The organism is Streptomyces sp. NBC_00887, assembly GCF_045207585.1.
In genome coordinates, this window is the sequence record NZ_CP108788.1 from 9,417,822 (window position 1) to 9,444,596 (window position 26,775).

The 26,775-nt window shown below is 71.2% G+C and carries 25 protein-coding genes and 1 pseudogene; 14 read left to right on the plus strand and 12 right to left on the minus strand.

Annotated features, from left to right (window positions below):
• Nucleotides 1-5: 5 nt before the first annotated feature.
• Complete coding sequence (locus OG844_RS42805) at nt 6-392, minus strand: VOC family protein (protein ID WP_406387870.1); 387 nt, start codon at nt 390-392, stop codon at nt 6-8.
• Nucleotides 393-782: 390 nt separating this feature from the next.
• On the opposite strand from OG844_RS42805, the gene OG844_RS42810 reads away from it, so the two are divergent.
• Complete coding sequence (locus OG844_RS42810) at nt 783-1,349, plus strand: DUF6328 family protein (RefSeq protein WP_406387869.1); 567 nt, start codon at nt 783-785, stop codon at nt 1,347-1,349.
• Between the two features lie 5 nt (nt 1,350-1,354).
• Here the strand turns inward: OG844_RS42810 and OG844_RS42815 are convergent, their stop codons facing one another.
• Nucleotides 1,355-2,164: a VOC family protein gene (locus tag OG844_RS42815; protein WP_406387868.1), complete on the minus strand. Its 810-nt coding sequence runs from the start codon at nt 2,162-2,164 to the stop codon at nt 1,355-1,357.
• Nucleotides 2,165-2,312: 148 nt separating this feature from the next.
• Nucleotides 2,313-2,657: a DUF6479 family protein gene (locus OG844_RS42820; protein WP_406387867.1), complete on the minus strand. Its 345-nt coding sequence runs from the start codon at nt 2,655-2,657 to the stop codon at nt 2,313-2,315.
• A 416-nt stretch (nt 2,658-3,073) separates the two neighbouring features.
• Between OG844_RS42820 and OG844_RS42825 the strand changes: the two genes are divergently transcribed.
• From OG844_RS42825 to OG844_RS42850, 6 genes are all read left to right on the plus strand, one after another.
• Entirely contained in the window at nt 3,074-3,469 is a 396-nt protein-coding gene (locus OG844_RS42825) for a hypothetical protein (RefSeq protein ID WP_406387865.1), read from the plus strand.
• 35 nt (nt 3,470-3,504) lie between these two features.
• Complete coding sequence (locus OG844_RS42830; RefSeq protein ID WP_406387863.1) at nt 3,505-4,080, plus strand: 2Fe-2S iron-sulfur cluster-binding protein; 576 nt, start codon at nt 3,505-3,507, stop codon at nt 4,078-4,080.
• Nucleotides 4,077-5,075, plus strand: coding sequence for an FAD binding domain-containing protein (locus tag OG844_RS42835; protein ID WP_406387862.1), 999 nt, complete (start codon nt 4,077-4,079; stop codon nt 5,073-5,075). Before OG844_RS42830 ends, OG844_RS42835 begins: the two co-directional genes overlap by 4 nt.
• A 39-nt stretch (nt 5,076-5,114) precedes the next feature.
• The gene (locus tag OG844_RS42840) at nt 5,115-7,208 is read left to right on the plus strand and encodes a xanthine dehydrogenase family protein molybdopterin-binding subunit (protein WP_406387861.1); all 2,094 of its coding nucleotides are present in this window, start codon (nt 5,115-5,117) and stop codon (nt 7,206-7,208) included.
• 153 nt (nt 7,209-7,361) lie between these two features.
• Nucleotides 7,362-7,829 carry an ATP-binding protein gene (locus OG844_RS42845; protein WP_406387860.1) on the plus strand — a complete coding sequence of 156 codons (468 nt, stop codon included), beginning with the start codon at nt 7,362-7,364 and terminating at the stop codon, nt 7,827-7,829.
• 151 nt (nt 7,830-7,980) lie between these two features.
• Nucleotides 7,981-9,399, plus strand: a complete 1,419-nt coding sequence (locus OG844_RS42850) for an NADP-dependent succinic semialdehyde dehydrogenase (RefSeq protein WP_406387859.1) — start codon at nt 7,981-7,983, stop codon at nt 9,397-9,399.
• A gap of 84 nt (nt 9,400-9,483) precedes the next feature.
• On the opposite strand, the gene OG844_RS42855 is transcribed toward OG844_RS42850, so the two are convergent.
• Nucleotides 9,484-9,891: a hypothetical protein gene (locus OG844_RS42855; protein WP_406387858.1), complete on the minus strand. Its 408-nt coding sequence runs from the start codon at nt 9,889-9,891 to the stop codon at nt 9,484-9,486.
• A gap of 94 nt (nt 9,892-9,985) precedes the next feature.
• Nucleotides 9,986-11,101 carry a chemotaxis protein gene (locus OG844_RS42860; RefSeq protein WP_406387857.1) on the minus strand — a complete coding sequence of 372 codons (1,116 nt, stop codon included), beginning with the start codon at nt 11,099-11,101 and terminating at the stop codon, nt 9,986-9,988.
• Between the two features lie 139 nt (nt 11,102-11,240).
• On the opposite strand from OG844_RS42860, the gene OG844_RS42865 reads away from it, so the two are divergent.
• Nucleotides 11,241-11,735: a DUF1269 domain-containing protein gene (locus OG844_RS42865; RefSeq protein ID WP_406387856.1), complete on the plus strand. Its 495-nt coding sequence runs from the start codon at nt 11,241-11,243 to the stop codon at nt 11,733-11,735.
• A gap of 40 nt (nt 11,736-11,775) precedes the next feature.
• Nucleotides 11,776-13,128, plus strand: coding sequence for a glutaminase A (gene glsA, locus OG844_RS42870; RefSeq protein WP_406387855.1), 1,353 nt, complete (start codon nt 11,776-11,778; stop codon nt 13,126-13,128).
• 3 nt (nt 13,129-13,131) lie between these two features.
• On the opposite strand, the gene OG844_RS42875 is transcribed toward glsA, so the two are convergent.
• On the minus strand, nt 13,132-13,956 hold the full coding sequence (locus OG844_RS42875; protein WP_406387854.1) for an endonuclease I family protein: 825 nt from the start codon (nt 13,954-13,956) through the stop codon (nt 13,132-13,134).
• 248 nt (nt 13,957-14,204) lie between these two features.
• Between OG844_RS42875 and OG844_RS42880 the strand changes: the two genes are divergently transcribed.
• From OG844_RS42880 to OG844_RS42895, 4 genes are all read left to right on the plus strand, one after another.
• Nucleotides 14,205-14,417 carry a hypothetical protein gene (locus OG844_RS42880; RefSeq protein WP_329214348.1) on the plus strand — a complete coding sequence of 71 codons (213 nt, stop codon included), beginning with the start codon at nt 14,205-14,207 and terminating at the stop codon, nt 14,415-14,417.
• Nucleotides 14,418-14,476: 59 nt separating this feature from the next.
• Complete coding sequence (locus tag OG844_RS42885) at nt 14,477-15,634, plus strand: methyltransferase (protein WP_406387853.1); 1,158 nt, start codon at nt 14,477-14,479, stop codon at nt 15,632-15,634.
• Nucleotides 15,635-15,840: 206 nt separating this feature from the next.
• The gene (locus OG844_RS42890; protein ID WP_406387852.1) at nt 15,841-16,728 is read left to right on the plus strand and encodes an oxygenase MpaB family protein; all 888 of its coding nucleotides are present in this window, start codon (nt 15,841-15,843) and stop codon (nt 16,726-16,728) included.
• Between the two features lie 27 nt (nt 16,729-16,755).
• The gene (locus tag OG844_RS42895; protein WP_406395973.1) at nt 16,756-19,026 is read left to right on the plus strand and encodes a tetratricopeptide repeat protein; all 2,271 of its coding nucleotides are present in this window, start codon (nt 16,756-16,758) and stop codon (nt 19,024-19,026) included.
• Nucleotides 19,027-19,033: 7 nt separating this feature from the next.
• Here the strand turns inward: OG844_RS42895 and OG844_RS42900 are convergent, their stop codons facing one another.
• Nucleotides 19,034-19,654 (minus strand): DinB family protein, encoded by a 621-nt coding sequence (locus OG844_RS42900; RefSeq protein ID WP_406387851.1) that lies wholly within the window; start codon nt 19,652-19,654, stop codon nt 19,034-19,036.
• 212 nt (nt 19,655-19,866) lie between these two features.
• Between OG844_RS42900 and OG844_RS42905 the strand changes: the two genes are divergently transcribed.
• Nucleotides 19,867-21,441 carry a phytoene desaturase family protein gene (locus tag OG844_RS42905; protein ID WP_406387849.1) on the plus strand — a complete coding sequence of 525 codons (1,575 nt, stop codon included), beginning with the start codon at nt 19,867-19,869 and terminating at the stop codon, nt 21,439-21,441.
• 105 nt (nt 21,442-21,546) lie between these two features.
• Here OG844_RS42905 and OG844_RS42910 read toward each other — a convergent pair.
• The 5 genes and pseudogenes from OG844_RS42910 to OG844_RS42930 form a co-directional block, all read right to left on the minus strand.
• Nucleotides 21,547-21,981: pseudogene (locus OG844_RS42910) on the minus strand (acetylxylan esterase); the annotation flags it as partial.
• Nucleotides 21,920-22,081, minus strand: coding sequence for a hypothetical protein (locus OG844_RS42915; RefSeq protein WP_406387847.1), 162 nt, complete (start codon nt 22,079-22,081; stop codon nt 21,920-21,922). The pseudogene OG844_RS42910 and the gene OG844_RS42915, both read right to left, overlap by 62 nt.
• A 327-nt stretch (nt 22,082-22,408) precedes the next feature.
• Nucleotides 22,409-23,788: an endo-1,4-beta-xylanase gene (locus tag OG844_RS42920; RefSeq protein ID WP_406387846.1), complete on the minus strand. Its 1,380-nt coding sequence runs from the start codon at nt 23,786-23,788 to the stop codon at nt 22,409-22,411.
• 451 nt (nt 23,789-24,239) lie between these two features.
• Entirely contained in the window at nt 24,240-24,881 is a 642-nt protein-coding gene (locus OG844_RS42925; RefSeq protein WP_406387845.1) for an SIMPL domain-containing protein, read from the minus strand.
• Nucleotides 24,882-24,905: 24 nt separating this feature from the next.
• Nucleotides 24,906-26,765, minus strand: a complete 1,860-nt coding sequence (locus OG844_RS42930; RefSeq protein ID WP_406387844.1) for a serine hydrolase — start codon at nt 26,763-26,765, stop codon at nt 24,906-24,908.
• Between the last annotated feature and the right edge of the window lie 10 nt (nt 26,766-26,775).

Here is a 26,775-nt window from a genome sequence, read left to right on the forward strand (position 1 = left end):
CGCTGTTACGACCAGCCGCCGTACGGGCGGGTGATGAGTTCCATCCCGTGCCCGCTCGGATCGGGGAAGTAGATCCCGCGCCCGCCGTCGTTGTGGTTGATCTCGCCGGGGAGCTTCTGATGGGGATCCGCGTAGTACGTGATCCCCTGCGCCTTGATCCGCTCGAAGGCCGTGCCGAACTCCGCCTCGGAAATGAGGAACGCATAGTGCTGCGCGGTGATCGATTGGGCGGGAACGGTCGCGAAATCCAGCGTGACGCCGTTCGCGAGGACGAGCGGAATGAAGGGGCCCCATTCCCTTCCGGCGCCCAGGCCCAGAATGTGCGCCAGGAAATCGGCGGACTCACGGTTGTCCCGGCAGTGAATGATGGTGTGATTCAACTCGACTGACACTGTGGAATGCCTCCAAAAGGCATCTCACGGGCTACCTCCACGCCTCACCCGGACGGTGACCGACGCGCGATGCCGTACACAAGATCTTAGGCGAGGGGTCACGGTGCGTCGAGGGCTTGGCCTCTGATCGCCCGGTTTCGGCCGCTCGCCGGGCCGCCGTCCGCACCGGCCGAGGGTGAGGGCGAGGCCAGGCCGACGTGGTGAATTCCCAGGTAGGTGCCACTATGGACAGCACGCGCGAATGTGCCGTTCCCCTGCGCACCGCCGGTTCGCCGGTACGGGCCCGGCCCGCCATGGCCCGGACGGATCACCACCTGCTTTCCCGCCGAAAGGATTCGCAGCGCGACCGCGGGGCACCAGTACCAGCCACTCGACGTGGTGGAGGCACCGATGGGACGGATATCGGCGGATGCCGGTGGCAATGGTGGGGAACGGGGCGCGACGGCCGGAAGAGGCCGTGAGGAGACGAAGGAGGAACGGGCGGACCGGCAGTGGACGGATCTGCTGCAGGAACTGCGGGTCGCCCAGACCGGCGTGCAGATCCTGTTCGGTTTCCTGCTCGCGGTGGTCTTCCAGCCCCGGTTCGCCGACCTCTCCACCGCCGACCGGAACATCTACGTCGTCACCGTCATGCTGGGATCGGCCACGGCGGCCGCACTGATAGGGCCGGTGTCCTACCACCGGCTGCTCACCGGCAGACGGATGAAGCCGCAGACCGTCACCTGGGCCTCGCGCCTGACGAAGCTCGGGCTCGGACTGCTCTTCTGCACGATGTGTTCGACCCTGCTGCTCATCCTGCGGGTGGCGCTCCACAACGTCCTGGCCCTGTGGCTGGTGGGCGCGATGGCGCTGTGGTTCCTGGCCTGCTGGTTCGTCTTCCCGTTGTGGGCCATCGCCCGGGGCCCTCGCTCCGGCGGTGGCCGGAGGGGCGACGGGGATTCCGGTTCGGCAGGGTGACCCGTTCAGTCGTCGTCCCTGTCGGCGGGGCTGCGTACGTCCGTCACGGTGAACAGCCCGCCGTCCGGGTCGCGCAGCGTCGCCTCACTGCCGTGGGGCACGCTGCGCCGCTCCATGAGCGTGCCTCCGTGCTCCTCCGCGAGGCGGACCGTCGCCGTCACATCGGTGGTCGGGAACTGCACCTGCCAGTGCGGGCGCACCATCGGGTCGGGTGCGGCCTCGACCGCCCCCGAGCTGATCCGGGCCAGCGGACGGCCGTCGCAGCGCACGAGGACCTCCTCCTTGACGTACGAGACCTCGCAACAGCCGGGCGCCCCGCTCTCCCAGTCGAGCACCTCGCCGTAGAAGATCGCGGCGTCGAAGGCGTTCCTGGTGCGCAGCCTGAGCCAGGCGTGCGCCCGGTGACCCGACGGCGCGAGGGACGCCGCGCGCCCCGTCCACTCCCAGACGCCGAAGGACGCGCCGTCCCGGTCGGCTGCCAGGACGGCGCGTCCCTTGCCGATGGTCAGCGGGCCCACCGCCACCGTGCCGCTGCGTTCGCGGATGCGGGCCGAGGCCACATCGGCGTCCCGGACCGAGAAGTACGGGGTCCAGGCCACGCCCACCTGGTAGGCGGAGGCGACGGCGCCGATTCCCGCCACGGGCACCCCGTCCGAACGGGCCATGGCGTAGTCCCTGCCCAGCGGGCCGGTGCGGAACGTCCAGCCGAGGACGGCACCGTAGAAGCGCTGGGCGGCCCCCAGCTCCCGGGTCACGAGATGGACCCAGCACGGCGCGGTGGCGCCGGTCAGCGGTGCCGGTTCGCTTGCGGTCATGGTCGCTCTGCCTTATCGGTTCTGCGGCATGACTTCTTCGGTGCCGCGGGGGCCAGCACCAGCCTCATGTGTGCCGACCGCTCCCGCAACACGCGACCTCCTCGCCGTCGAGGAGGCGAGGAGGTCGCGGCAGGATGCGCGCTCGGGCTCAGGCGCCCGTGTCTCGGTCACGCGGGCGGTCGGTGTCGGGCGGGATCACCTCGTTGCCGTGGTCGCCGAGCTCGTAGGGCGAGAGTCCCCGGCCGTTGTCGGGAAAGCTGTCCGAGCCGTGCTTGTCGCTCTCCCGGATCTCCGTCCGGTGATCGGGGCGGTGAGGCTGTTCCTCGGGGCGCGGCGGCGGAAGTTCCTGGTCCCGGCGCCGCATGCCCCACCAGAAGGCGCCGATCAGCACGACCGCCACGGCAAGTCCCGCGATGCCGACGACAACCCCGATCGTGCCGGGCCCGGCAAGGGTGACAGCGAGAGAATCCCTGACTCCGTTTGTTACGTCCATGCATGGCGGATACCCGGGAGGATCGAAAACAGACAGTTGGCGAAGGTAATTCATATTTTGTGACGGTGTCCTGGTGAATGTGTTTCACGCGGGCGGAACCGGCTACACGATCACGAGGGAACGGGTCGACCCCTTCGGCAGGTCCTTCCGCCGGCTGAACCTGCGCGTGTCGCCGACACGCAGCCACCGGGTGAGCCTGGAGAGTGGGTGCGCTCCGTGGCAGGCCGCGCCCGCGCGTCCGAACGGGGCGGAGTGCCCGTTTGCTCGGGATCCGCAGCCCCGCGTACCGCGTCGTCGGCCGGACCCGGCCGTCGTCTGGCCCTCCACATGGGCTCGCACGAGTGAACCGGCCGACAGGTTCGTGACGATGCGCCCCGGCAGCGGTATCGCCTTCCTCGAAGCCGAAAGGAACCACTGTGAACAGCACGGACGCACAGGCACAGGAGCACCGGGAGAGCGGCGACGTAGTGGTGGCGGTGACCGGCTGCCCGAAGGAGGACGCGCGCACCGTGTTCGACGTGCTGCGCCGTGCCTTCGTCTCGGACCGCGCCGCGAGCGACACCCCCGAGGAGGCGTCGACGACACGCCCGACCGTGTGGACGGCGACCGTCGACGTGTCCGAGGAACTCGCCGGTGCCCGGCCCACGCAGCTGTCCGCACCCGTGACCGTCGAGGCGCAGGGCGGCTACTGGGCGGTCGACCGCCTCCGTCAGCACCTGGCGGACACCTTCGCCGTCCGGGTGGTGGGGACGGCCGCGGGTGACCAGGAACAGGAGATCCGGCTGCGGCTGGAGAGCCGCGGCCCCGCGTGATGCCCGCACCGCACGAGACCGGAAGGCACCCGTCCATGGACGACCTCACCCCCGGGAACGGTGATCCCGACGCCGGACAGGTTCCCCTTCCGGACACCCGCTCGACCTTCACCCTGCACATCAACGGCACCGCACGGACGGTGACGCTCGATCACCGCACCACGGTGCTGGACGCGCTGCGCGACCACCTCGGCCTCACCGGTTCGAAGAAGGGCTGCGACCACGGTCAGTGCGGTGCCTGCACCGTGCTCGTCGACGGCCGCCGCGCCAACAGCTGCCTGCTGTTCGCCGTCGCTCAGGAGGGCGCCCGCATCACCACCGTCGAAGGGCTGGCCGACGGCGACCGGCTGCACCCACTGCAGGCGGCCTTCCTGGAGAGGGACGCCCTGCAGTGCGGCTACTGCACCCCCGGACAGATCTGCTCGGCGGTCGGCATGCTCGGCGAGGCGGCGGACGGATTTCCCTCCCACGTCACCCCGAGCACGGCATCCGCCCCCGACGGCCCGGCGGTCCTCGGACCGGAGGAGATCCGCGAACGGATGAGCGGCAATCTCTGCCGGTGCGGCGCGTACCCCCACATCGTCCGAGCGATCGAGGACGTGGCCCCGTGAAACCCTTCGCCTATCTGCGCCCCGGCTCCGTGGCCGAGGCCGTCCGCGCCTGTGCCGAACGCCCCGGAGCCCGGTTCCTCGCCGGCGGCACCAACCTCGTCGACCTCATGAAGCTCGGCGTGGAGTCGCCCGGCCTGCTCATCGACGTCAGCCGGCTCCCGCTGGACCGGGTGACGCGGACGGACGACGGCGGCCTCCGGATCGGTGCGACCGTACGCAACAGTGACCTCGCCGCCCACCCCGCTGTACGGACCGGATACCCCGCCCTGTCGCAGGCTCTCCTCGCCGGTGCCTCCGGGCAGCTGAGAAACACCGCCACGACCGGCGGGAATCTGCTCCAGCGCACCCGGTGCCCGTACTTCCAGGATGTCTCCAAGCCCTGCAACAAGAGAACTCCGGGCTCCGGCTGCCCGGCCCGAGAGGGAACCCATCGCGATCTCGCGGTGCTCGGCCACTCGCGGGAATGCGTCGCCACCAACCCCTCGGACATGGCGGTCGCCCTCGCGGCCCTCGACGCCACCGTCCGGCTGCACGGACCCGAGGGCGAACGGACCGTGCCCGTCACCGGCTTCCACCGGCTGCCGGGCGGCAATCCGGACCAGGACACCGTGATCAGGCCCGGCGAGCTGATCACCGAAGTGGTGCTGCCGCCGCGTCCGGACGGCGCCGCCTCCCTGTACCGCAAGGCCCGTGACCGTGCCTCGTACGCCTTCGCGCTCGCCTCCGTCGCCGCCGTGCTGACCGTCCGCGACGGCCGTGTCGAGCAGGCCTCGCTCGCCTTCGGCGGGCTCGCCCACCGGCCGTGGCGCGCCTTGGCCGCAGAAGAGGTGCTGCGGGGCGCACCCGCTACCGACGAGACCTTCGCCCAGGCGGTGGACACCGAACTCGAAGCCGCCGTGCCCTTGCGGGACAACGGGTTCAAAGTGGCCCTGGCACGCAATCTGGCGATCGGGGCCCTTGCGGAACTCACCGCCCTGCCCGCACCGCCCCGCTGAGCCGCCCGGCCCGACCCCGACGAACCGAGGACCTCCGCCATGAGCCACCCAGCCCAGCCGCCCGGCGCCCCCGTCGTCCGACGCGAGGGCCGGGACAAGGTCACCGGCACGGCCCGGTACGCCGCGGAGCACACCCCGCCCGGCTGCCTGTACGGCTGGATCGTCCCCGCCACGGTCCCGAGCGGGCACGTCACCGCGACCCGCACCAACGACGCTCTCGCCGTGCCGGGAGTGCACACCGTCCTCACCCTGGAAAACGCGCCGCGGCTGAAGGAACCCGACGACCCGATCCTCTCGGTCCTCCAGGACGACCGGGTTCCGCACCGGGGCTGGCCCGTCGCCCTCGTCCTGGCCGAGAGCCCCGAAGCCGCCCGGGCAGGTGCGGCGGCCGTCCGCGTGGAGTACAGCACGACCGGCCACGACGTGATCCTCACCGGGGACCACCCCGGCCTCTACACCCCCGAGCAGGCCAACGGGGGCCACCCCGCTGTACGCGAACGTGGCGACGCCGACGCCGCGTTCGCCGGCGCCCCGGTACGGATCGACGCCACCTACACGCTCCCTGGCCTGCACAACCACCCCATGGAGCCGCACGCCTCCACCGCCCTGTGGGCCGACGGACATCTGACCGTCCACGACTCGAGCCAGGGCTCCGGCACGGTGCGCGACAGCCTCGCCCTGGCGCTGGGGATCGAGCGGAACCGCATCACCGTCATCTCCGAGCACGTCGGCGGCGGCTTCGGCTCCAAGGGCACCCCGCGCCCCCAGGCCGTTCTGGCCGCGATGGCCGCGCGTCACACCGGGCGCCCGGTCCAACTCGCCCTGCCCCGGCGCTACATGGCGGCGATCGTCGGCCACCGGGCGCCCACGCTCCAGCGGGTGCGGCTGGGTGCCGACCGCGACGGCGTACTCGTCTCCGTCTCCCACGAGATCGTCACGCACACCTCGACGATCAAGGAGTTCGTCGAGCAGGCCGCCGTACCGGCCCGCGTGATGTACGCCTCGCCCCACAGCCGCACGGTCCACCGGGTGAGCGCCCTCGATGTGCCGAGCCCTTCCTGGATGCGCGCACCGGGCGAGGCGCCGGGAATGTACGCCCTCGAATCCGCCATGGACGAACTGGCCTGCGCCCTGGGGATCGACCCGGTCGAACTGCGCCTGCGCAACGAACCGGCGGCCGAACCCGACAGCGGACGCCCCTTCAGCAGCCGCAACCTCGCAGCCTGTCTGAACGAAGGGGCCAGGCGGTTCGGCTGGCACGACCGGGACCCGAGCCCCGCCGCCCGGCAGGAGGGGTCATGGCTGCTCGGCACCGGGGTCGCCTCGGCGACGTACCCGGTGCTCGTCTCGAAGTCCGCCGCCTCCGCGTATGCCGCGCCGGACGGTTCCTTCCATATCGGGGTGAACGCCACCGACATCGGCACCGGCGCCCGCACCGTCCTGGCGCAGATCGCCGCCTCGGCACTGGGCACCCCGCAGGAGAACGTCCGGATCGACATCGGCAGCAGCGACCTGCCCGAGGCTTCCGTGGCCGGTGGGTCCTCGGGCACGGCGTCCTGGGGGTCGGCGGTGCACAAGGCGGCCACCGCTCTCGCGGACCGGCTCGCAGGACACACCGGGCCGGTACCGCAGGAGGGCATCACCGTCACGGCGGACACGGAACAGGAGACCGCACAGGAGTCCCCGTACGCCCGGCACGCCTTCGGCGCCCACTTCGCCGAGGTGGCGGTCGACTCCCTCACCGGTGAGGTCCGGGTGCGCCGGATGCTGGGCGTCTTCGCCGCCGGACACATCCTCAACTCCCGTACCGCACGCTCCCAGTTCATCGGAGGCATGGTGATGGGCCTCGGCATGGCCCTCACCGAGGGCAGCACCATGGACCCCGTCCACGGGGACTTCACCGAGAGCGACCTGGCCTCCTACCACGTTCCGTCGTGCGCCGACGTCCCCGCGATCCAGGCGCACTGGATCGACGAGGACGACCCCCACCTCAACCCGATGGGCAGCAAGGGCATCGGCGAGATCGGCATCGTCGGCACGGCGGCCGCCATCGGGAACGCCGTGCGGCACGCCACCGGGGCGCGGCTGCGCACACTCCCGCTCACCCCGGACAAACTGCTGCCCTACCTGTGACACAGCGTTGCCCAGTCCTTCGGTTGCGCAACCGGCCCCCTCGGGTCACCCTGATGAGTGACCCAGAAGTGGATACTGCTCACGCTTCGTGTTCGGGGGTCGTTGGTACAGACGGGGTGAAGCACGTGGGCCTCGCGGTGAGGAGCCTCGACGATGACCGTTCCACTCGACCGGCACTATCTGGTCGAACTGCAGGTGTCGGCAGAGCGCATTTCCCAGCTGCGGCGCATAGTCGCCGCGCACCTTCGTCATTGGAATCTCGATCTGCACGTCCGGCCGGTGTGCCGGGCCGTGGACGAGCTCCTGACCAACGTCCAGCGGCATGTCGGTGACGACAACAAGTGCGTCGTCGAACTCCGCTGGAGCGGCCGCCATCTGACGGTGTCCGTGGCCGACAACGATTCCCGGATGCCCAGGCTGCTCAGCGGCGGTGGCGGTGGCCTCAGCCGGGTCATGGCACTCAGCGACAGCTGGGGCACCTGCCGGACCACCGACGGCAAGGTCGTGTGGTTCACGCGCTACGCCGAGACACCGCGGACCACCGGACTGCTGCCGCGTACGCCGCTCCCCGGTGGCCGTACGTTCCTCAGCCGTCCCGATCCGGTGCCCGTCCTCGTGTGAGGAACGGCCCGGCGCCCGCCCGGCCGGCGCGGACCGCGTGCCTCGCGCACGCATGATCCGCGCCGGCCGGGTACGTGTGCACCACGGGTCGCGTTGCGCGGCAGGGCGTGGCGCGGCACGGTCGGAGAACCCATGCAAGGAGGCCACTGCCATGCCCATCGCGACGGTCAATCCCGCGAACGGCGAGACACTCGCGACATTCGACGCACTGGACGAGCAGGAGACCGAGCGCAGGCTCGCGGCCGCCGACCGTGCGTTCCGTCGCTACCGGACCACACACTTCGCCGAGCGGGCCCGCCTGCTGAACCGGGCCGCCGATCTCCTCGACGAGGACCAGCAGGACATCGCGCGCACCATGACCACCGAGATGGGCAAGCCGGTCAAGGCGGCCCGCGCGGAGGCCGCCAAATGCGCCAAGGCGATGCGCTGGTACGCGGCCAACGCCGAACGCCTGCTCGCCGATGAACACCCCGAGGACGCGGACGTCAAGGACTCCGGGGCGTCCAGGGCCCATGTGCACTACCGCCCGCTGGGCGTCGTCCTCGCGGTGATGCCGTGGAACTTCCCGCTCTGGCAGGTCATGCGCTTTGCCGCACCCGCCCTCATGGCGGGCAACACCGGGCTGCTCAAGCACGCCTCGAACGTGCCGCAGACCGCCCTGTACCTCGAGGACCTGTTCACCAGGGCCGGGTTCCCCGCCGGGTGCTTCCAGACACTGCTCGTCGGTTCGGGCGCCGTCGAGGCGATCCTGCGCGACCCCCGGGTCGCCGCGGCGACCCTCACCGGCAGTGAACCGGCGGGCCGGGCGGTCGCCTCCGTCGCGGGTGACGAGGTGAAGAAGACCGTGCTGGAACTGGGTGGCAGCGACCCGTTCCTCGTCCTGCCGTCCGCGGACGTCCGGCGGGCAGCGGATACGGCCGTCACCGCCCGCGTACAGAACAACGGGCAGTCCTGCATCGCAGCGAAGCGCTTCATCGTCCACGCCGACGTCTACGACGAGTTCGCCGAGCGTTTCACCGCCGGGATGCGCGCCCTGACCGTGGGCGACCCGATGGAGGAGTCCACCGACGTGGGCCCCCTCGCCAGCGAACAGGGCCGCACCGACCTGGAGGAGCTGGTGGACGACGCCGTACGCGAGGGCGCCACCGTGCTCTGCGGCGGCGGCCGGCCCGAAGGGCTTGCCGGTGGCCTCGACCGGGGCTGGTTCTACTCCCCGACCGTTCTGGCCGGGATCACCCCCGGCATGCGCATCCACCGGGAGGAGACGTTCGGCCCGGTGGCGACGGTCTACCGGGTCGCGGACCTGGACGAAGCCGTGGACCTCGCCAACGACACGCCCTTCGGGCTCAGCTCCAATGTCTGGACGCGCGACCCGGGGGAGACGAGCCGCTGTGTACGCGACCTGGAGGCGGGCGGTGTCTTCTTCAACGGCATGACCGCTTCGCATCCCGCCCTGCCGTTCGGCGGAGTCAAGCGTTCGGGCTTCGGGCGGGAGCTGGCCGGGCACGGCATCCGTGAGTTCTGCAACGCCACGACGGTCTGGTACGGCCCCGAGCCGGATGTCCGCTAGGGGCGTTCGGTATCAGCACCCCGGCCGGCCCGCTGGGAAGCGGGCCGGCCGGGGGCGTGCGGGGGTGTCCGCGGGTTCGGGTGCTCAGCGCACCGTCGCGCGGACGACGGGTGAGACCGCGCCGCCGCCGACGATCCGGAGCGCGTTCTCGCCCTTGATGCCGAGCTTCACCCGCAGGCTGTAGCTGTTGCTGCCGGTGGTCCTGATGGTGGCGGGGAGCGAGACCCAGTGCTTGCCCTGCTTCTGCTGGAGGGCGATGGGCGTGCCGGAGCGGATGTTCTGGGCGGAACCGTGGATGCGGAACTCCTGCCAGGCGCCGACGCTGTTCAGCGTCACCTGCGCGGTGAGTGCGGGCCGTGTCGCCAGGTCCTCCGCGCTCGCCCCGGAGGGCGGTGCGGGGACACCGGACGACGCCGCTGCCCCGCCCACCGCGCCGGCGAGCACCGCCGCTGTCAGCAGGGCTGCCGCCGATGCGCGCCTGAATCGGTCCATGAATGGCTCTCCTTCGTGCACAAGCGTGATCAGTGAGATCCTGGAGCGCCAAACCTAGAGATAATTCACATAATCTCCATGTAGGGACACGCCGTCAGAAGCGCAGGACCGCCGAGATCCGGCCGTGGTCGGCGAGGGAGTCGTCCGCGACGAACGCCACCTCGCAGCCGCTGTCCAGTGCCGCCTCGATGAGCTCGTCGACGATGTCCTCGCGGACCTGGTCGTCCACCTCCCGGGTGCCCGCCGTGTCGACCGGCTCCAGGTGCTCGTCGGTGACCCTGACCGTCTGCTGGAAGTGCTCCTCGACCGCGACCAGCCCGGCGCGGCCCTCGCGTACCGCTGCCCACACCTCGTCGAGTCCGCCGGCGAAGGAGCGGCTGCCGCGGGCGTTGTCGAGCCTGCCCTGGATCTCGGCGGCTGCCTGCTTCCGCCGGTCCTCGAGTGCGGGGCGCAGGTCCTTGAGCAGCTCGGGCGCGGTCGTCTCCGGGGTCGTTCCCTTCGCGACCCTCCCGATCGCCGACTTGGCGCTCTCGCCGACCTCGTCGAGCAGTGCGAGCGCGGGGGCGAGGCCGACCAGGAACAGCGGCCGCGGGTCCGCCGCGAGCACCGCGCGCAGTTTCTCGTCGACGGAGCGCAGGAAGTTGCGCGCGTCCTCGCTGCTGTAGGTGCTCGGGGTGTCGCCGATCCGCTCCTCGCGCTGGGGGTTGGGAGCCTCGTGCGGAGCCGTGAGAGGGAATCCGCCGATCTGTTCGCCGCGCAGGTCGTCGTTCGTGCCGGACCACAGGGTGGCGTGCTCGGCGGAGACGGCGAGCACCCAGAACAGCTGGGCCCCGGCCTTCGCGGCGACCAGGTTGCGGGTCAGGTAGGAGTCGCTCAGGACCACCCGTTCGGGTGCCGTGCGCGGCAGTTGCCAGATCTGGTAGCCCTCGGCGTCGGCGAGGATGACCAGAGCCTCCAGGGCGCGGCGCTGGTCCACCTCCTCGGCCGCCCGCTGGAGCTGGGCCTTCACCGCGGCCCCGGCCTCGCGGGTGACGCGCGGGTCACCCTCCAGCCGGTTGCCTGCCTCGGCCACCAGGTTGCGCAGCCGTACGGCGTCCTGGGCGTTGTCGGGCGCCCGGCGGTGGGTCGGCATCGTCAGGGACAGGGCCGGATAGGGCCTGGTCGCTCTCAGCTCCTGCAGCAGACCGGCGGTCAGGGCGTCCGTATCCATCGTTCCCTCCCGGAGGGTTCGGGGTTCGCGGTGCTGGGGTGCCCGCTCCCACGGAGAGGTGCGGGTCGTTCAGCGAGTCAATTCATACCTTTTGATCCTAATATGAGCGAATTATTACGTTTCCCTCTGGAGGTACGCGATGTCCACGCTCACCGTGTGGAAGTTCCAGTCGGCCGAGGGCGCCGAGAACGTGGAGACGGCCCTGAAGTCCCTCCAGAAGGAAGGCCTGCTCAAGATCCTGGACGCCGCCGTCGTGACCTGGCCCGCCGAGAGCTCGAAGCCGAGGACGAAGCAGCTGATCAACCTCGTCGGCGCGGGTGCGCTGAGCGGCACCTTCTGGGGAATGCTCTTCGGGCTCATCTTCCTGATGCCGCTACTCGGGGCGGCCATCGGAGCCGCGGCCGGGGCGCTCGGCGGGAAACTCGCCGACGTCGGAATCGACGACGACTTCATCGCCGAGGTCAAGCAGAAGGTGACGCCCGGGACTTCGGCGCTCTTCCTGCTCACCATGAACGAGGTGCCCAGCCGGATCGGCGAGTCCCTCCCGGGGGGCGGCGCCGAGCTGCTGCACAGCAACCTAGACGCCGAGCGCGAGGCCAAGCTCCGCGACATCTTCGGTGACGACGCGCAATGAGTGGAGGGAGGCCGTCCCCCTCCGCCGGGACGGATCCGGGATGACCGCGTCCGAAGCCGTCACGGACGCCCTGCGTGAACTGCACGCCCGGTTCGCCGGCATGCGCGGTGGAGAACGTGCCGACTACATCCCGGAGTTGACCAGAGCCGACCCGGACGACTTCGGGCTGGCGCTCGTCAGCATGGACGGCCACTGCTACAGCGCAGGTGAGGCCGGTGTCCCCTTCACCCTGCAGTCGGTGTCCAAACCCTTCGTCTACGCGCTCGCCCTGTCCTCACTGGGCCTCGACGAGGTGGGCCGGTGGGTGGGCGCCGAACCCAGCGGCGAAGCCTTCAACGCCATCAGCCTGGAACCCCGCACCGGCCGGCCGGCCAACGCCATGGTCAATGCCGGAGCCATCGTCACCACCGCGCTGGTGCCCGGTACCCCGGCGCTCCCCGCCTTCGACCGGATCCTGATCTGTCTCAGCAGGTTCGCCGGACGACGGCTGGACGTCGACGAGGAGGTGTACGTGTCCGAGGCGGCGACCGGGGACCGCAACCGGGCGCTCGCCTACCTGATCCGCAGCACGGGCACCCTGCGCGTCGACCCCGTGGCCGCTGTGGACACCTACTTCCGGCAGTGCTCGGTTCGGGTCACCGCCGTCGACCTCGCCGTGATGGCCGCCACGCTCGCGCACGGCGGAGTCAACCCGATCACCGGCGAGAGCGTCGTCTCCCCGGCCGTCGCCGCTCAGGTCCTCGCCGTCATGGCCACCTGCGGCATGTACAACGCCTCCGGCGACTGGCTGCTGCGCGTCGGGCTGCCGGCCAAGAGCGGTGTGTCGGGCGGGCTGATCGCCGCGGGCCCGGCACGCTTCGGCCTCGCCACCTACAGCCCGCTGCTGGACCCGGCAGGTACCTCGGTACGCGGACATGCCGCGCTCGGCGCCCTGTCCGAGCGGCTCGGGCTCCACCTCATGAGGAACCCGGCACTCCCGGGCTCCACCGTCACGCTGGCCACCACCGCCGATGTGCTGCCCTCTGCCCCCGCGAGCCGGCGCGAGCGCGCCCTGCACGAACGGGTCGGGATCGTCGCGGCGCAGGGCGCCCTCGACTTCACCGCCGCGGAGCGGGTGCTCTACGCCATGGACGAGTCGGGCCCCGAACAGACCGGCTCCGTCGTGCTCGACCTGCGCGAGGTGACCGGTGCCGACTCCGTGGCCGTCACCCTGCTGCACGCCGGTCTGGCCCGTCTCGCCGAGGACGGGCGCCGCGCCGCCGTCGTCGACCCGGGCAACCGGCTCGGCCCGCCCGACCTCGTCCGCGAGCGGACCGGCCAGGACCTGCCGCGCTACGGCACCCGCGAGGAGGCCGTGGAACGCTGCGCACAGGCCCTGGCCGGCCCCGGCTGAGCCCTACCAGATGGCCTCGACCCATTCGGGGTGGTCGATGAACGGGTTCCGGTTGTGCTGGTACGTGTCGAATATGACGTCGTTGCGGTGCTGCTCGAAGCTGTCCGGCGGGTCCTCCTGACTCCACTGCTTGAGCACGGAGAGCCGCCCGATGTTCGGGGCCGAGCCGTTGCTCACCCTGTCGTTCGGTTCGAGGTCGGCGAAGGCGTCGTCACCCTCGTACCGCACGGCCATGTACAGGATCATCCGGGCGACGTCTCCCTTGACGGCGTCGCGCGGCTCGAAGGAGTCACTGTCGGTGTAGTTGCCGGGCGCCCCCGACACGCTGCTGCCGCCGTTGTCGAAGTCCTTGTTGCCGCGGATGGAGTTGACCTGGACGTCCTCGGGACGCAGGTGGTGGATGTCGGTGCCGGGGCCCGTCGCCGTACCGAAGTCGCCGTGCGACTTGGCCCAGACGTGCTCGCGGTTCCAGTCGCCGGTGTCGCCCCCGTTCCCGCTCTTGGACTGGGAGCGGCCGGTGTACAGGAGGATGACGTTGGAGGCGTTGGACGGGTCCTCGTCGGTGGCCTTGAGCGCGTCCCAGACCTGGCTGTAGGAGAGCTTGGTCTGGTCGCTGATGATGGTGTGCAGGGAGCTCTTGAGCGCGGTGCCCGTCCTGCCGAGCGCGTCCTGGTAGTAGGTGTCGTCGAGAGCGGTGAGCGACGCCGGGGCGGCAGTCGCGTCCTTGGGGGTCGCGGCGGGTGCGGTGGCCGCGACACCGGTGATGACGGCGATCGCGGCAGCTGTTGCCAGCAGTGGACGCGCGTAGAAACGGCGACGACTGGACATGTGGGGTGTCCTCTCCGAAGCTGCGGGAACCGCGCCGCCGGCAGGGAAGACAGGCGGGGAAGCGGTGCCACGGCGGCCATGTGATGTCTGGTCAGCCGGGAGCCTTCCACACGCACCGTGCCAGTCGTGTGAACGTTGCGTAGTTATCATGTGCAAGTCAAGTGACGTCGTGGCGTCCCGGCAGCTGGGGCATCGGATGCGGCGACGCCGCCCCGGCGCGAGAATTACCGCAAGGACGAGGAGGCGGTATGAGCGAAGAGTCCGAATCCGTATCCGTACCCGTGCCGGAGATCAGGGGGGTGACTCCGGACCGCCTGCTGCACACCGGTGGGAGCGACCGGCCCGCCGCGGAGGATCTGGTGCTCGCCTCCGGGCGGGATCTGACCCCCGCGACCCTGGAGTGGGCGCAGCGCAGGCTGGCCGAGGAAGGTCGGTCGGCCATCGACAAGCAGCTTCCGTAAGGGCCCTGGGCGGGGAGCGTGCGGGGTGCTTCCCGCCACTCGGTTAGCCTGAACGCAATATGAACCGTTTGACTACGTCACAGGGCGGACTCGATCTCGCCCGATTCCCCGAGGACCCGCGCGACCCGTTCCGTGCCTGGGACGCCGCCGACGAGTATCTGCTGCGTCGGCTGGAGGATCCGGAGGGAGGCGAACCGGTCGACCTGACCGGAGAGGTCGCCGTGGTCGGCGACCGCTGGGGCGCCCTCGCGACCGCGCTCGCCGTACACGGCCCCGTGCAGATCACCGACTCGTACCTCGCGCAGCGTGCGACCCTGGCCAACCTGGCACGCAACGGCGCGGCACCCGGCTCCGTGCGGCTCCTGTCGGCGCGCGACACCCCGCCGGAGCGCATCGACGTCCTGCTCGTACGGGTGCCGAAGAGTCTCGCGCTCCTCGAGGACCAGCTGCACAGACTCGCTCCCGCCGTCCACGCCGGCACCGTCGTCATCGGCACCGGCATGGTCAAGGAGATCCACACCTCCACCCTCAAGCTCTTCGAGCGGATCATCGGACCGACCCGCACGTCGCTCGCGGTGAAGAAGGCCCGGCTCATCTTCTGCACCCCGGATCCGGCGCTGCCCCGGACGCCCAGCCCCTGGCCGTACCGCTACGAACTGCCCGACGACGTCGGCGCCGTCTCCGGCCGGACCGTCACCAATCACGCCGGGATCTTCTGCGCCGAGCGCCTGGACATCGGCACCCGCTTCTTCCTGAAGCACCTGCCCGGCCGTACCGGTCCGGACCGTGTCGTCGACCTCGGCTGCGGGAACGGCGTCGTGGGCACCTCCGCCGCGCTCGCCAACCCCGAGGCGTCCGTCACCTTCATCGACGAGTCGTACCAGGCGGTGGCCTCCGCGGAGGCCACCTTCCGGGCGAACACCGAGGCGGACTCCAAGGCCGACTTCCTCGTCGGTGACGGGCTCGCGGACGTGCCCCCGGGAAGTGTCGACCTCGTCCTCACCAACCCGCCGTTCCACTCCCACCAGGCGGTCACGGACGCGACCGCCCGCACCATGTTCCAGGGAGCGCGGGCCGCACTGCGCCCGGGCGGTGAACTGTGGGTCGTCGGCAACCGGCACCTCGGGTACCACACGCAGCTGCGCCGCACGTTCGGCAACTGCACCACCGTCGCGGGCGACCCGAAGTTCGTGGTCCTGCGGGCCGTCAAACGCTGACCCGCGGGCACCCGGGGGGGCGGCACGCCCCCCCCGGGTGCCCGCGCAGGGCCCGGCCCCTCCCCGGAACGTGCACGGTTGCGGTATGCATGGAGTGGTGCCGGGGTGGCGCAGCACCTCGCACGCTCTTCCGACGACGACCGCGCCCCGGCACGACCCGGCCGCGAGGCCTCCCCGTTCCACAGCCGAGCGGAAGGTACGAGCCGATGAGCGACGCAGACCCGGGCCTGTTCGGACCCGGTTCCGTCACCTGGCAGATGCACGGGGACCCCATGATGTGGGTCGCCGGTGTACGCGCCCTCTACCTGCAGGCGCTGCACCCGCGCGCCGTACGCGGCGTCATGCAGAACTCCGACTTCCGCAAGGACGCCTGGGGGCGCCTGATGCGCACGGCCGACTTCGTCGGCACGCTCACCTACGACACCACCCAGGCAGCTGAGAAGTACGGCGCCCGGGTCCGCAGGATCCACCGTCTCCTCAAGGCCACCGACCCGGAGACCGGCGAGAGCTACGGCATCGACGAACCCGGGCTCCTGCTCTGGGTGCACTGCGCCGAGGTCGACTCCTACCTCCAGGTGCAGCGCCGCTCGGGCTTCCGGCTCACCGACGCCCAGGCCGACCGGTACGTCTTCGAACAGCGCGAGAGCGCCCGCCTCGTCGGCCTCGACCCCGCCGGCGTCCCCGCCACGACCGTGGCACTCGCCTCCTACTTCGACCGGGTCCGCCCCGAACTCGACGCCGGTCCGGAAGCGCTGGACGTCGACGACTTCCTGCGCAACCCGCCGGTCCACGCCCTGCTGGCCCCGGCGCGCGCACTGCTGTGGCGGCGCGTGGCGGCACTCGCGTACGACTCCCTGCCCCCGTACGCCCACGAGCTGTACGGCAGGCGGGCGCCGTCCCCGGACGTCGTCGACCGCCGCCTGCGCACCACCGGCACCGCCCTGCGCTGCGTTCCCGCACGCATCCGCTGGTGCCTGCCACCCGGACACATTGTGAAGGCGATGGCACGACTCGGCCCCGGGAGCCGCCCCGCCCCGTACAAACTCCGCAGACAGGCCGCCATACTGGACGGGCCGGGGAGGGCGCAGCAGTAGGCGATGCGACGGGGGCGACAGCAGGCGATGGCGGACACCAGGCTGATCCAGAGCCGGTACCGGCTGCTCGATCTGATCGGGCGGGGTGGCATGGGCGAGGTGTGGCGTGCCCGGGACGAGTCCCTGGGACGCCAGGTGGCCGTCAAGTGCCTGAAACCGATGGTGCCCCAGCACGACCCGTCCTTCACCCGCATCCTGCGCGAACGCTTCCGCCGCGAGGCGCGGGTGGCAGCGGCGCTCCAGCACCGAGGTGTCACCGTCGTCCACGACTTCGGCGAGTCCGAGGGCGTCCTCTACCTGGTCATGGAGCTCCTGGAAGGACGCAACCTCAGCCAGCTCCTCGAGGACAACAAGCAGAACCCGCTGCCCGTACCCGACGTCGTCGACATCGCGGAGCAGGTCGCCGACGCCCTCGGCTACACCCACCAGCAGGGCATCGTGCACCGCGACCTCAAGCCCGCCAACATCATGCGGCTCGGCGACGGCACCGTGAAGATCTGCGACTTCGGCATCGCCCGGCTCGGACACGACATCGGCTTCACCTCACGCCTCACCGGCACGGGCATCGCCATGGGCACTCCGCACTACATGTCGCCCGAGCAGATCAGCGGCGGTGAGGTCGACCACCGCAGCGACCTCTACTCGCTGGGCTGTGTGCTGTACGAGATTGCCACGGGCGTACCGCCGTTCGACCTGGACGACGCCTGGGCGGTCCTCGTCGGACACCGTGACACCCAGCCCGAGCCCCTGCGCACCCACCGTGCCGAACTTCCCGGGTTCTTCGACCGGGTGGTCCTGGACCTGTTGGCCAAGACCCCCGAGGGCCGGCCGGCCGACGCCGGCGACCTGCGCAGGCGCATCACGCTCGGACGCACCGGCGAGCAGACGCATGGCCAGGACACCGGGAGGGTCCGGCTCGCCCCGCCCGCCCCCGTCCTGCACCCCGGCCGTCGGCCCGCGGGCGGCGCGCAGGGACTGCCGTCCTGGACCCGCAACATGACCACCGGTCACAAGGCGACCGGTGCGATACCCCCGGGCACCGCACCCATCGACCTCTCGCTCGGCCTGACCGGCTCCTGGACGACCGGAACCGGCCTGCGGGTTCTGCCCGCCGGCCTTCCCGCGGCCCGGACCGACCGGCCCACCCCGTCGCCCGAGCTGCTCGCCACCCTGGCCAGCCGGCACAGCGCGGGCCTCAACCTGGGGCGGCTCGGCCACTGGGACGAGGCGGGCGAAGTGCACCGCGCGGTCGCCGCCGAACGCGAGCAGGCGCTCGGCCCCGACCACCCCGACACCCTCGCCAGCCGGTACGAGGTCGGCTTCACCCTCAGCCGCACCGGACGCGCCACGGATGCCCTGCGCGAGTTCGGCCGGGTCGCGGACGGCCGCGAACGCACCCTGGGGCCCGACCACCCGGAGGCACTTGCGGCCCGGCAGGAGACGGCGTACGTCCTGGGCCAGCTCGGCCGGCACTTCGAAGCCCACCAGGTGTACGCGGCGGTGCTCGCCTCCCGGGAGCGTTCGATGGGCCCGGACCACCCGGACACCCTGCGCTGCCGCCACAACCTGGCGTTCAACCTCAGCAGGCTGGGCCGCCTGGAGGACTCGTACCGCATGGCCCGCGAGGTGGCGAACGCCCGCAGTCGCCTCCTCGGTGCGACCCACCCGGACACCCTGGTCACGCTGTACGAAGTGGCGTACACGCTCGGCCAGCTGGGCCGGTGGCCGGAGGCACTGCAGACCTACCGCGACGTCGCGCAGGCCCGTGCCGTGGTGCTCGGGGCCGACCACCCGGACACCCTCTCCGCCCGCTACGAGGTCGGCATCAGCCTCGGCAGGCTGGGCCGCAGCGCCGAGGCGCTCGCGCTGTACCGCGCGCTGGTCGACGACCGCACCCGGGTCGACGGAGCCGCCGACCCTGAAACCCTGCGCGCCCGGCACGGACTCGGCGTCAACCTGGGGCGGATGGCGCGCTGGGAGGAGGCGCTCGTCGAATCACGCGAGGTGTGCGCGATCCGGGAGCGCACCCTGGGACCCGACCACCCCGACACGCTCGTCAGCCGCCGGGAGGTCGCCGTCGGCCTGGGCTGGCTGGGCCGATGGGCCGACGCCCTCACGGACTACCGGAAGGTCGCCGAGGCCCGTGAGCGGGTCCTCGGAGCGGACCACCCCGACGCGCTCGCCAGCCGCAACGACGAGGCGCACTGCCTGGAACAGCTCGGGCGCAGCACCGAAGCGGTGGACCTCTACCGGCGGGTCGCGACCCTGCGCAGGCAGCGGGGGATACCGCCGCACTGAGCGGGCGTCAGACGTTCTGCCCGCGGTACAGGTCGCGGAGCAGCGCGATCTCGGCGCCGTGGTGCAGCAGCTCCTGATTGACCCACCAGACGATGTCGATGAACGGGTCCTCCGGGTCGCTGCCGTGCGGGTACGTGCTGTACCCGACCGTGTCCAGCGCGGTGTCGTCGGCGCCCATCAGGGCCGCTCGCCACGCGGCGGCCGCGGTCGAGAAGGCGGCGAGCGCCCCGGCCGCGTGCCCCTCGACGCGGAAGTCGTCCCGGGTCAGACTGTGGCTGCCCGCCGAATGGTCGGCGCGCAGGGCCAGCAGCTCGGTGAGATGGCTCAGGCGCCACGCGATGGTCGTGAACGGCGGCGGCGAGGGGTGCGGGAAAGCCGCCGTGTCGCGCCCCCAGTCACCGGTGCCGGCCAGAGCGGTCGCACGCGGTCCGGGACCCGCGGTACGCGGACGGACCGACCAGCAGCCGGGCACCGGCTCCCACAGGTACTCCTCGTCGGTCATCGGCGGGGCCTCGACGTCGGTGCCGTTGCCGCTGTCCACGACGGGCCCGGCCATCCGGTTGCCGAGGCGTTCACGCGCCCAGTCGAACTGTTCGAGCAGCGGGATCAGGCGTGCCGGTGTGACCATGAACTCTCCTGGGACGGGGCGCGGCGGGCAAGCGAAGGCGGGGGACAGCGTTTCGGGAAAGCACCCTGCCACAGCCGCCCCGCGCCGCCCACCGATTTGCGTGCCGGTGCACCAGGCCCGCACCGCCGCCCCGCGCCGCCCTTCCAGCACCCGGACTCCGACACTCTCCGGCCCTCTGGCCAGGGATGATCGTTCCGTGTTACGAAGGGCCCATGGCCACAGACGAGACGCACACGCCCGGCACACCCGCGCACGACAGCTACGACACGGTGATCGTAGGCGGCGGCCACAACGGTCTGGTGGCCGCCGCCTACCTCGCCCGTGCCGGGCAGTCCGTCCTCGTCCTGGAGCGCCTCGGCAGCACCGGGGGAGCGGCTGTGTCGACCCGCCCCTTCGACGGGATCGACGCCAGGCTCTCCCGCTACTCGTACCTCGTCTCGCTGCTCCCGCAGAAGATCGTCCGCGATCTCGGTCTCGACTTCGCCGTCCGCAAGCGCACGGTTTCCTCGTACACCCCGGCCGTGCGCGGCGGACGGGCCACCGGACTGCTCGTCGGCGGCGACAACACCCGGGCGTCCTTCGCGGAACTCACCGGCGACGACCGCGAGTACGAGGCCTGGCAGCGCTTCTACACGATGACGCAGCGGGTCGCCGAGCGTGCCTTCCCGACGCTCACGGAACCCCTGCCGACCCGCGACGGGCTACGGGCGCGGATCGACGACGCCGAAGCCTGGCGCACGCTGTTCGAGGAGCCCATCGGCGTCGCCGTGGAGGAGAGGTTCACCGACGACCTCGTACGCGGAGTGGTGCTGACCGATGCCCTGATCGGCACCTTCGCCGATGCCCATGACCCGTCCCTGCTCCAGAACCGCTGTTTCCTCTACCACGTCATCGGCGGTGGCACCGGGGACTGGGACGTCCCGGTCGGCGGCATGGGGGCACTCACCGATGCCCTGGCCGGAGCGGCCCAGGCGGCGGGTGCCGAGATCCGCGTTCGGCACGAGGCCACCCGTATCGAGACCGACGGGTCCCACGCCGAGGTCACCGTCCGCTCGCCCGCCGGAGAACGGGTGCTGGGCGCCCGCAGGGTGCTCGTCAACGCATCACCGCAAGCCCTGGCCGCTCTCCTCGGGGACGAGCCGCCGGCCCCGGCAGAGGGGGCGCAGCTGAAGGTGAACATGCTGCTCACGCGGCTGCCGAAGCTGCGTGACCACTCCGTCGACCCGCGCCGGGCGTTCGCCGGAACCTTCCACATCGCGGAGGGGTACGGGCAACTGGCCGACGCCTACCGCGAGGCGGCGGCGGGACGGCTGCCCGCAGCCCCGCCGTCCGAGATCTACTGCCACTCACTGACCGACCCGTCGATCCTCGGCCCCGACCTCGCGGCACGCGGCTACCAGACCCTCACCCTCTTCGGGCTGCACACCCCCGCCCGGCTCTTCGCCGCCGACAACGACGCCACGCGCGCGGCCCTGCTCAAGGCCACCCTCGCGGAACTCGACGCCCATCTGGAGGAGCCGATCGCCGACTGCCTGGCACTCGACGGCAACGGCGAGCCGTGCATCGAGGCGAAGACGCCGCTCGACCTGGAGCAGGACCTGAGGCTGCCCGGCGGCCACATCTTCCACCGGGACCTGTCCTTCCCGTACGCCACAGGGGACACCGGCCGCTGGGGCGTCGAGACCGCACACGCCAACGTCCTGCTGTGCGGTGCGGGCGCGGTGCGCGGCGGCGGGGTCAGCGGGGTGCCCGGCCACAACGCCGCCATGGCGGCGCTGGGCCGGTGACGGACTGCCGTCGCCTACCGGCCGAACACGCCGCGCAGCGCGGAGAGCTTGCGCGGCAGCGCCGCCCTCGTGGCCGTTGTACGGGGACACCTCGATCTCGGCCGGACCGGCGTAGGCGTGGTAGGCCGCGTACACGGTCGAGGACGGGCAGATCCGGTCCATCAGCCCCACCGAGAACCACGCCGGAGCGGTCGCCCGTGCCGCGAAGTTGACGCCGTCGAAGTACGACAGGGTCTGCATCGCCTCCTCGACCCGGAAGCGGTGCCCCGACAGCCAGCGGGCTATCTCGGCGTAGGGCCCCGCGTCCGTGATCTGCGAGCCGCGCCGGAAGTGACACAGGAACGGCACATCGGCCACCGCCGCCGCCACGTCCTCGCGCAGCCCGGCCACGGCGAGGGCGAGGCTCCGGGCGCGGCGAAGGCCACCGCCGCCACGCCCGCCGCCGTCAGTACCCCGCGTCTCGCGGGCCCCCGGCCGGTCACTGCGGGCACGCGCCGGTCGGCTCGTACTCGCTCGCGTACGTACCGACCGCGTCGCCACCGGTGTTGCCGCTCATGGTGTTCGTGCACACGGGGCCCTGCGGGGTGCGCATGAACTTGATGCCGCCGCCCGCGTTACCGGTGATGGTGTTGCCGTACACGCTCGTGTCGACGCGAACCGCCCCTGACCACGGTCCGCCAGCCGCTTCCGGAGATGGCGGCCGAGCCTTCCAGCAGCTGCGGGCCCGGATCGGCTCGGCCCCGGGCGCCGGACGGTCGCTGCTGATCAGGCCACGGCTGGTGGTACGGGAATCCACGGCACCTGCGCCGTCCGCCGTTCCGGCACCGTCCCCCGCGCCCGCCCTGGCCGAGGCCGGATAGCGGCGAACCGCCCCGCCAGGTCTCGGGACCGGGCGGGGCGGTGATGAGGAACGGGGCGGGTGGGCGCGGGTTTCACGCGCCCCGTTCCGGCCGGCGGCCGACTCCGGTCAGGAGGCGGTGCAGGAACCGACGGTGGGCGCGGAGGTGTTGCCGTTCGTCGCGACGGTGAACCCGAAGCTCGTCGAGGCACCCGCGGCGAGGCTGCCGTTGTTGCTCGGCTTCATGGTCATCACGTTTCCGCTCGAGTCCCAGGTGGGCGAGCCGTTCCAGGTGGCACTGACCTTCTGCGGGGAGGTCACGGTCACCGGCACCGTCCACGTACTGATGGCGGAACTGCCGGCCTTGATGGTCACCTGTCCGTTGTACCCGCCGTTCCAGGTGGCGGTCTGGGTGTACGTGGCGGTGCAGCTGCCGGTGCCGCCACCGCCTCCACCGGTGGATCCGCCGAGCGCGGCGAGCACCGCGTCGTACGCCGGCTTCTTGTTGTAGTTGCCGTCGAACAGGAGCGGAGTGCCGCTGCTGCGCCACGAGTACTTGTCCGTGACACCCCAGACGGTGATGCCGGTGCAGCGCGACACGGCCAGGCAGGCGTTCACCACCTTGGTGTATCCGGCGGCCTGGGCCGAACCGGACCCCTCGATGTCCAGCTCGGTGATCTGCACGTCGACACCGAGGGCGGCGAAGCGCTGAAGGTTGGCCTGGAAGTCGCTGGGAACGGGGGAGTTGCTGTTGAAGTGCGACTGGAAGCCCACGCAGTCGATCGGCACACCGCGCGCCTTGAAGTCCTTGACCATGTCGTAGACCGCGTTGCTCTTCGCGTTCTGGCCGTCGGTGTTGTAGTCGTTGTAACAGAGCTTGGCGTTGGCATCCACCGTGCGGGCGGTGCGGAACGCCTCCTCTATGAAGCCGTTGCCGAGCTTGTCCTGGAACGGTGAACTGCGCCGGGCCCCACTGCTGCCGTCCTGGTAGGCCTCGTTCACCACGTCCCAGGAGTGGATCTTGCCCTTGTAGTGCGTCATCACCTGGGTGATGTGGTTGTTCATCGCCGTACGCAGATCGGCGGTGCCCAGGCCGCCGACCCAGCCGGGGAGCTGGGAGTGCCACACGAGCGTGTGCCCCCGGACCTTCATGCCCTTGCTCTGGGCACGGCTGACGATCTGGTCGGCTGACGAGAAGTTGAACGAGTTGCGGGTGCTTTCGAGCGCATCCCACTTCATCTCGTTCTCGGGCGTCACCGAGTCGAACTGGGCGTCCAGCGTGGACGCGTACTGCGCTTCGCCGAGGTGATTGGCGGCCACCGCCGTACCGAAGTACCGGCCCTTCGCCGCCGCGGCGTTGCCGAGCGTGCCGACCGCCTCGGCCGTACCGGCGAGCGAGACCACGCCCGCCGCGGCGAGGACGCCCGCCGTGATGAGCGAGACCGCCCTTCTGGCACGGGCCGGCAGGTGCGGACGGGCGAGGGGGTCGCCGGGGGACTTCTTGGCCATCACGTTTCCAGCCTCTTCTTCCGGTTGCCGGGCGGAGGGAACTGGGGACCCGGCAAGGTGGTTCGGACCGTTCGAGGTGCTGTGCAGCCGCCGCGGGTGCACCCGGTGGGCACTCCCGCGGCGGGAGGACGAGCGTTGGAGCAGCAGGGGGCGCGAGGGAGAGTATGCGCTCAACGTGACGAACCGTCAACGCTGCATTTCCGAAATATTTCCGAGCGAATAACCGCTCATCTGTGAGCAGGCGGTGAGATGACCTGCGCAGACGGTATGACTCCGGTACGTATGGGAATCCATCCGGCAGAGTCTCCCGTAATAATGCTCGCGCATGACGAAAGACGTTCGGGGTGTCAGCGAAAGTTTCGGATTCGGATATGGCGGAGCGCGGACCCCCCTGGGTGGTCCGCGCTCACTGTCCGCCTCTCTCATGCTCCGCGCGCCGGGGCGCGCGTCCTCAGCCGCTGCTGAGCGAAAGCCCGATCACTACGCCCGCCGACACGGACACCCTGCCCGGCGTCAGGTCGCCTTCACCACCGCCGCTCTGCCCGCCGTGGCCGCGGTAGTTCTGCAGTTGCTCGGAGTCCACGTCCTTGATGTGGATGACGGGTCCGAGCCGCACATCGGCCGCCTCGGCGTACAGGGCGGCCTTCTCCCGTGCCGCGGCCACGGCCGCCGTACGCGCCCGGGCGCGCAGTTCCTTCTTCGTGCTCACATCGAACTCGACTCCCTTGACCTGGTTGGCCCCCGCGTCGACGACATCGATGAGAACGGTCTCCAGGATGTCCAGTTCCCGCAGCTCGATCACGAACGAGGCGGTGCACTCGTAGCCGAGGAACTTGCGCTCGTCGCCGTAGCTCCACCGGGACGACAGGTTCAGCCGCGACGTCGACACGGCGGTCTCGGGCACCCCGTGCCCGCGCAGGACCTCCCGGATCCGGTTCACACCGCTCCGGGTGGCGGCGAATGCCTCACCGGGCTTGTTCCTGGTCTGCTCGATCGCGACCCGGAGACGTGCCAGGTCGGGCGCGGCATCCACACTCGCCGCACCGAACACCGACACGCCCCACGGGGCGTCTATGGACTGTGTTCCATTCATGCCGTCATCCAACCAGCGGAACGCTCAGTCGGCGGAGAGGATCCAGCCCGTCGCCTCGATGCGGCCGGAGTCGCCGGGCCGGTTCCCGTCGAAGAGCGTGCGGCTGCCGTCCCGGACACGTACACCGTCGACGTACGCACCACGCCCGACGTACAACTGGTCGGTGGTGTAACGCCATCGCAGCAGGACCTCCGTGCCGCGCCAGGCGGCCAGATCCGCCTCGAGACGATGCCAGACCCGGCCCGACCAGCCCGACACCGAGCCCGTCGGGTGCGGCTCCGGCTGCGGGGGCCGGGTTCCGTCCGCCGGTACGGTCGTGAACGGCACGGGCAGCCACGTCGCCCCGGCATCGGACGACGCCTCCAGCCGCAGGGAGTCCGAGCCCGGCTCGGTGTCCCACCAGAGCGCACAGTTCAGCACCGCGTGCGCGGACGCCGGACGCAGCGCGGGCAGGGCGAGCGTGGCGGTCGAGGCGCTCGCCATGCCGGAGAACCAGGCGGTACGGCCATGGGCGGGACGGACAGGAACGGCGCGCGCCATCCGGTTGGCCGCGGCGACCCGCGGCGCACTGCCCGACCGCCAGCTGCGCACGGGGTGCACCGAGTTGCCGAGGACGATCAGGAACGAGTCCGTCGTCGGATCGAGGACGAGACTGGTGCCGGTGAACCCCGTGTGTCCCGCGGTGCGCGGCGTGGCCATCGCACCCATGTACCAGTGCTGGTAGAGCTCGAAGCCCAGGCCGTGCTCATCACCCGGGAACGCGGTGTTGAAGTCGGTGAACATCAGCTCCACGGAGTCCTCGGACAGGATCCGGGACCTGCCGTAGACGCCCCCGTTGAGCAGCGTACGGGCCAGGATCGCCAGATCCCAGGCGCAGGAGAAGACCCCCGCGTGCCCGGCGACCCCGTCCAGGCTGAAGGCGTTCTCGTCGTGGACCTCGCCCCAGACCAGCCCGCGGTCCAGGCCGGACCAGGGCAGCCGGGCGTCCTCGGTGGCGGCGATCTTCGGCTTCCAGGAGGCGGGCGGGTTGTAGCGGGTGCGGTGCATCCCGAGCGGAGCGGTGATCTCCTCGCGGAGCAGCACGTCCTGGGCGTGGCCGGTGATCTTCTCCAGGACCAGCTGCAGCGAGATCAGATTGAGGTCGGAGTAGAGGTACTTCGTGCCGGGGGCGGAGGCCGGCACCTCGTTCCACAGCAGGCGGAGCTTCCCCTCCCTGGTCGGCTCCTTGAAGAGCGGGATCCAGGACCGGAAGCCCGAGGTGTGGGTGAGGAGTTGACGGATGGTCATGTCCTGCTTGCCGCCGCCCGCGAAGTCCGGCAGATAGGAGGCGACCGTCGCCTCGAGCTCCAGCGTGCCCCGCTCGATCTGCTGCACGGCCAGGATCGAGGTGAACAGCTTGGACACCGACGCCAGGTCGAAGACCGTGTCCTCGGCCATCGCGATCTGCTGGTCCGCGGGGAACTCCACCCCGGTGTCGGTCTTCTCGTCGTACGCCGCGTAGCGCACGGCCTTGCCTATCGGCCGGTGCAGGGCCACGGTGCCGCCGCGCCCGGCGAGCAGCACGGCCCCCGCGTACCAGGGGTGCTTGGGGGAGTCGGCGAGATACGTCTCGGCATCGGCGACGAGCTGGTCGAGCGGCTCGGACAGCAGCCCCGCGCGCTCGGCCGAACCGCGGCGCAGTGTGGGCCTGCCCTGCCCCGGCCTCATACCCGTACCAGCTCCCGACTGTGCGCCCGCCTGTGTGCCCGCCTCCGCCCCGCGTCCGGCGGCCACCGCCGCACCCGCGAAGGGCATCGGCGCGAGGGCGAGGGCTCCGCCCAGCGCCAGTATCCCGCCCCCCAGCCTCCGACGGCTCATTCCCCTGCCCGACACGTCCCCGGCCATTCGGAACCCC

Excerpts from the sequence above, each read along its gene's own strand:
- OG844_RS42820 (WP_406387867.1), bottom strand. The coding sequence starts at position 2,657 with ATGGACGTAACAAACGGAGTCAGGGATTCTCTCGCTGTCACCCTTGCC.
- glsA (WP_406387855.1), top strand. The coding sequence starts at position 11,776 with ATGACCGCGTCCGAAGCCGTCACGGACGCCCTGCGTGAACTGCACGCC.
- OG844_RS42830 (WP_406387863.1), top strand. The coding sequence starts at position 3,505 with ATGGACGACCTCACCCCCGGGAACGGTGATCCCGACGCCGGACAGGTT.
- OG844_RS42890 (WP_406387852.1), top strand. The coding sequence starts at position 15,841 with ATGAGCGACGCAGACCCGGGCCTGTTCGGACCCGGTTCCGTCACCTGG.
- OG844_RS42810 (WP_406387869.1), top strand. The coding sequence starts at position 783 with ATGGGACGGATATCGGCGGATGCCGGTGGCAATGGTGGGGAACGGGGC.
- OG844_RS42885 (WP_406387853.1), top strand. The coding sequence starts at position 14,477 with ATGAACCGTTTGACTACGTCACAGGGCGGACTCGATCTCGCCCGATTC.
- OG844_RS42875 (WP_406387854.1), bottom strand. The coding sequence starts at position 13,956 with ATGTCCAGTCGTCGCCGTTTCTACGCGCGTCCACTGCTGGCAACAGCT.
- OG844_RS42920 (WP_406387846.1), bottom strand. The coding sequence starts at position 23,788 with ATGGCCAAGAAGTCCCCCGGCGACCCCCTCGCCCGTCCGCACCTGCCG.
- OG844_RS42815 (WP_406387868.1), bottom strand. The coding sequence starts at position 2,164 with ATGACCGCAAGCGAACCGGCACCGCTGACCGGCGCCACCGCGCCGTGC.
- OG844_RS42860 (WP_406387857.1), bottom strand. The coding sequence starts at position 11,101 with ATGGATACGGACGCCCTGACCGCCGGTCTGCTGCAGGAGCTGAGAGCG.
- OG844_RS42930 (WP_406387844.1), bottom strand. The coding sequence starts at position 26,765 with ATGGCCGGGGACGTGTCGGGCAGGGGAATGAGCCGTCGGAGGCTGGGG.
- OG844_RS42895 (WP_406395973.1), top strand. The coding sequence starts at position 16,756 with ATGGCGGACACCAGGCTGATCCAGAGCCGGTACCGGCTGCTCGATCTG.
- OG844_RS42905 (WP_406387849.1), top strand. The coding sequence starts at position 19,867 with ATGGCCACAGACGAGACGCACACGCCCGGCACACCCGCGCACGACAGC.
- OG844_RS42850 (WP_406387859.1), top strand. The coding sequence starts at position 7,981 with ATGCCCATCGCGACGGTCAATCCCGCGAACGGCGAGACACTCGCGACA.
- OG844_RS42880 (WP_329214348.1), top strand. The coding sequence starts at position 14,205 with ATGAGCGAAGAGTCCGAATCCGTATCCGTACCCGTGCCGGAGATCAGG.
- OG844_RS42840 (WP_406387861.1), top strand. The coding sequence starts at position 5,115 with ATGAGCCACCCAGCCCAGCCGCCCGGCGCCCCCGTCGTCCGACGCGAG.
- OG844_RS42925 (WP_406387845.1), bottom strand. The coding sequence starts at position 24,881 with ATGAATGGAACACAGTCCATAGACGCCCCGTGGGGCGTGTCGGTGTTC.
- OG844_RS42855 (WP_406387858.1), bottom strand. The coding sequence starts at position 9,891 with ATGGACCGATTCAGGCGCGCATCGGCGGCAGCCCTGCTGACAGCGGCG.
- OG844_RS42900 (WP_406387851.1), bottom strand. The coding sequence starts at position 19,654 with ATGGTCACACCGGCACGCCTGATCCCGCTGCTCGAACAGTTCGACTGG.
- OG844_RS42845 (WP_406387860.1), top strand. The coding sequence starts at position 7,362 with ATGACCGTTCCACTCGACCGGCACTATCTGGTCGAACTGCAGGTGTCG.
- OG844_RS42865 (WP_406387856.1), top strand. The coding sequence starts at position 11,241 with ATGTCCACGCTCACCGTGTGGAAGTTCCAGTCGGCCGAGGGCGCCGAG.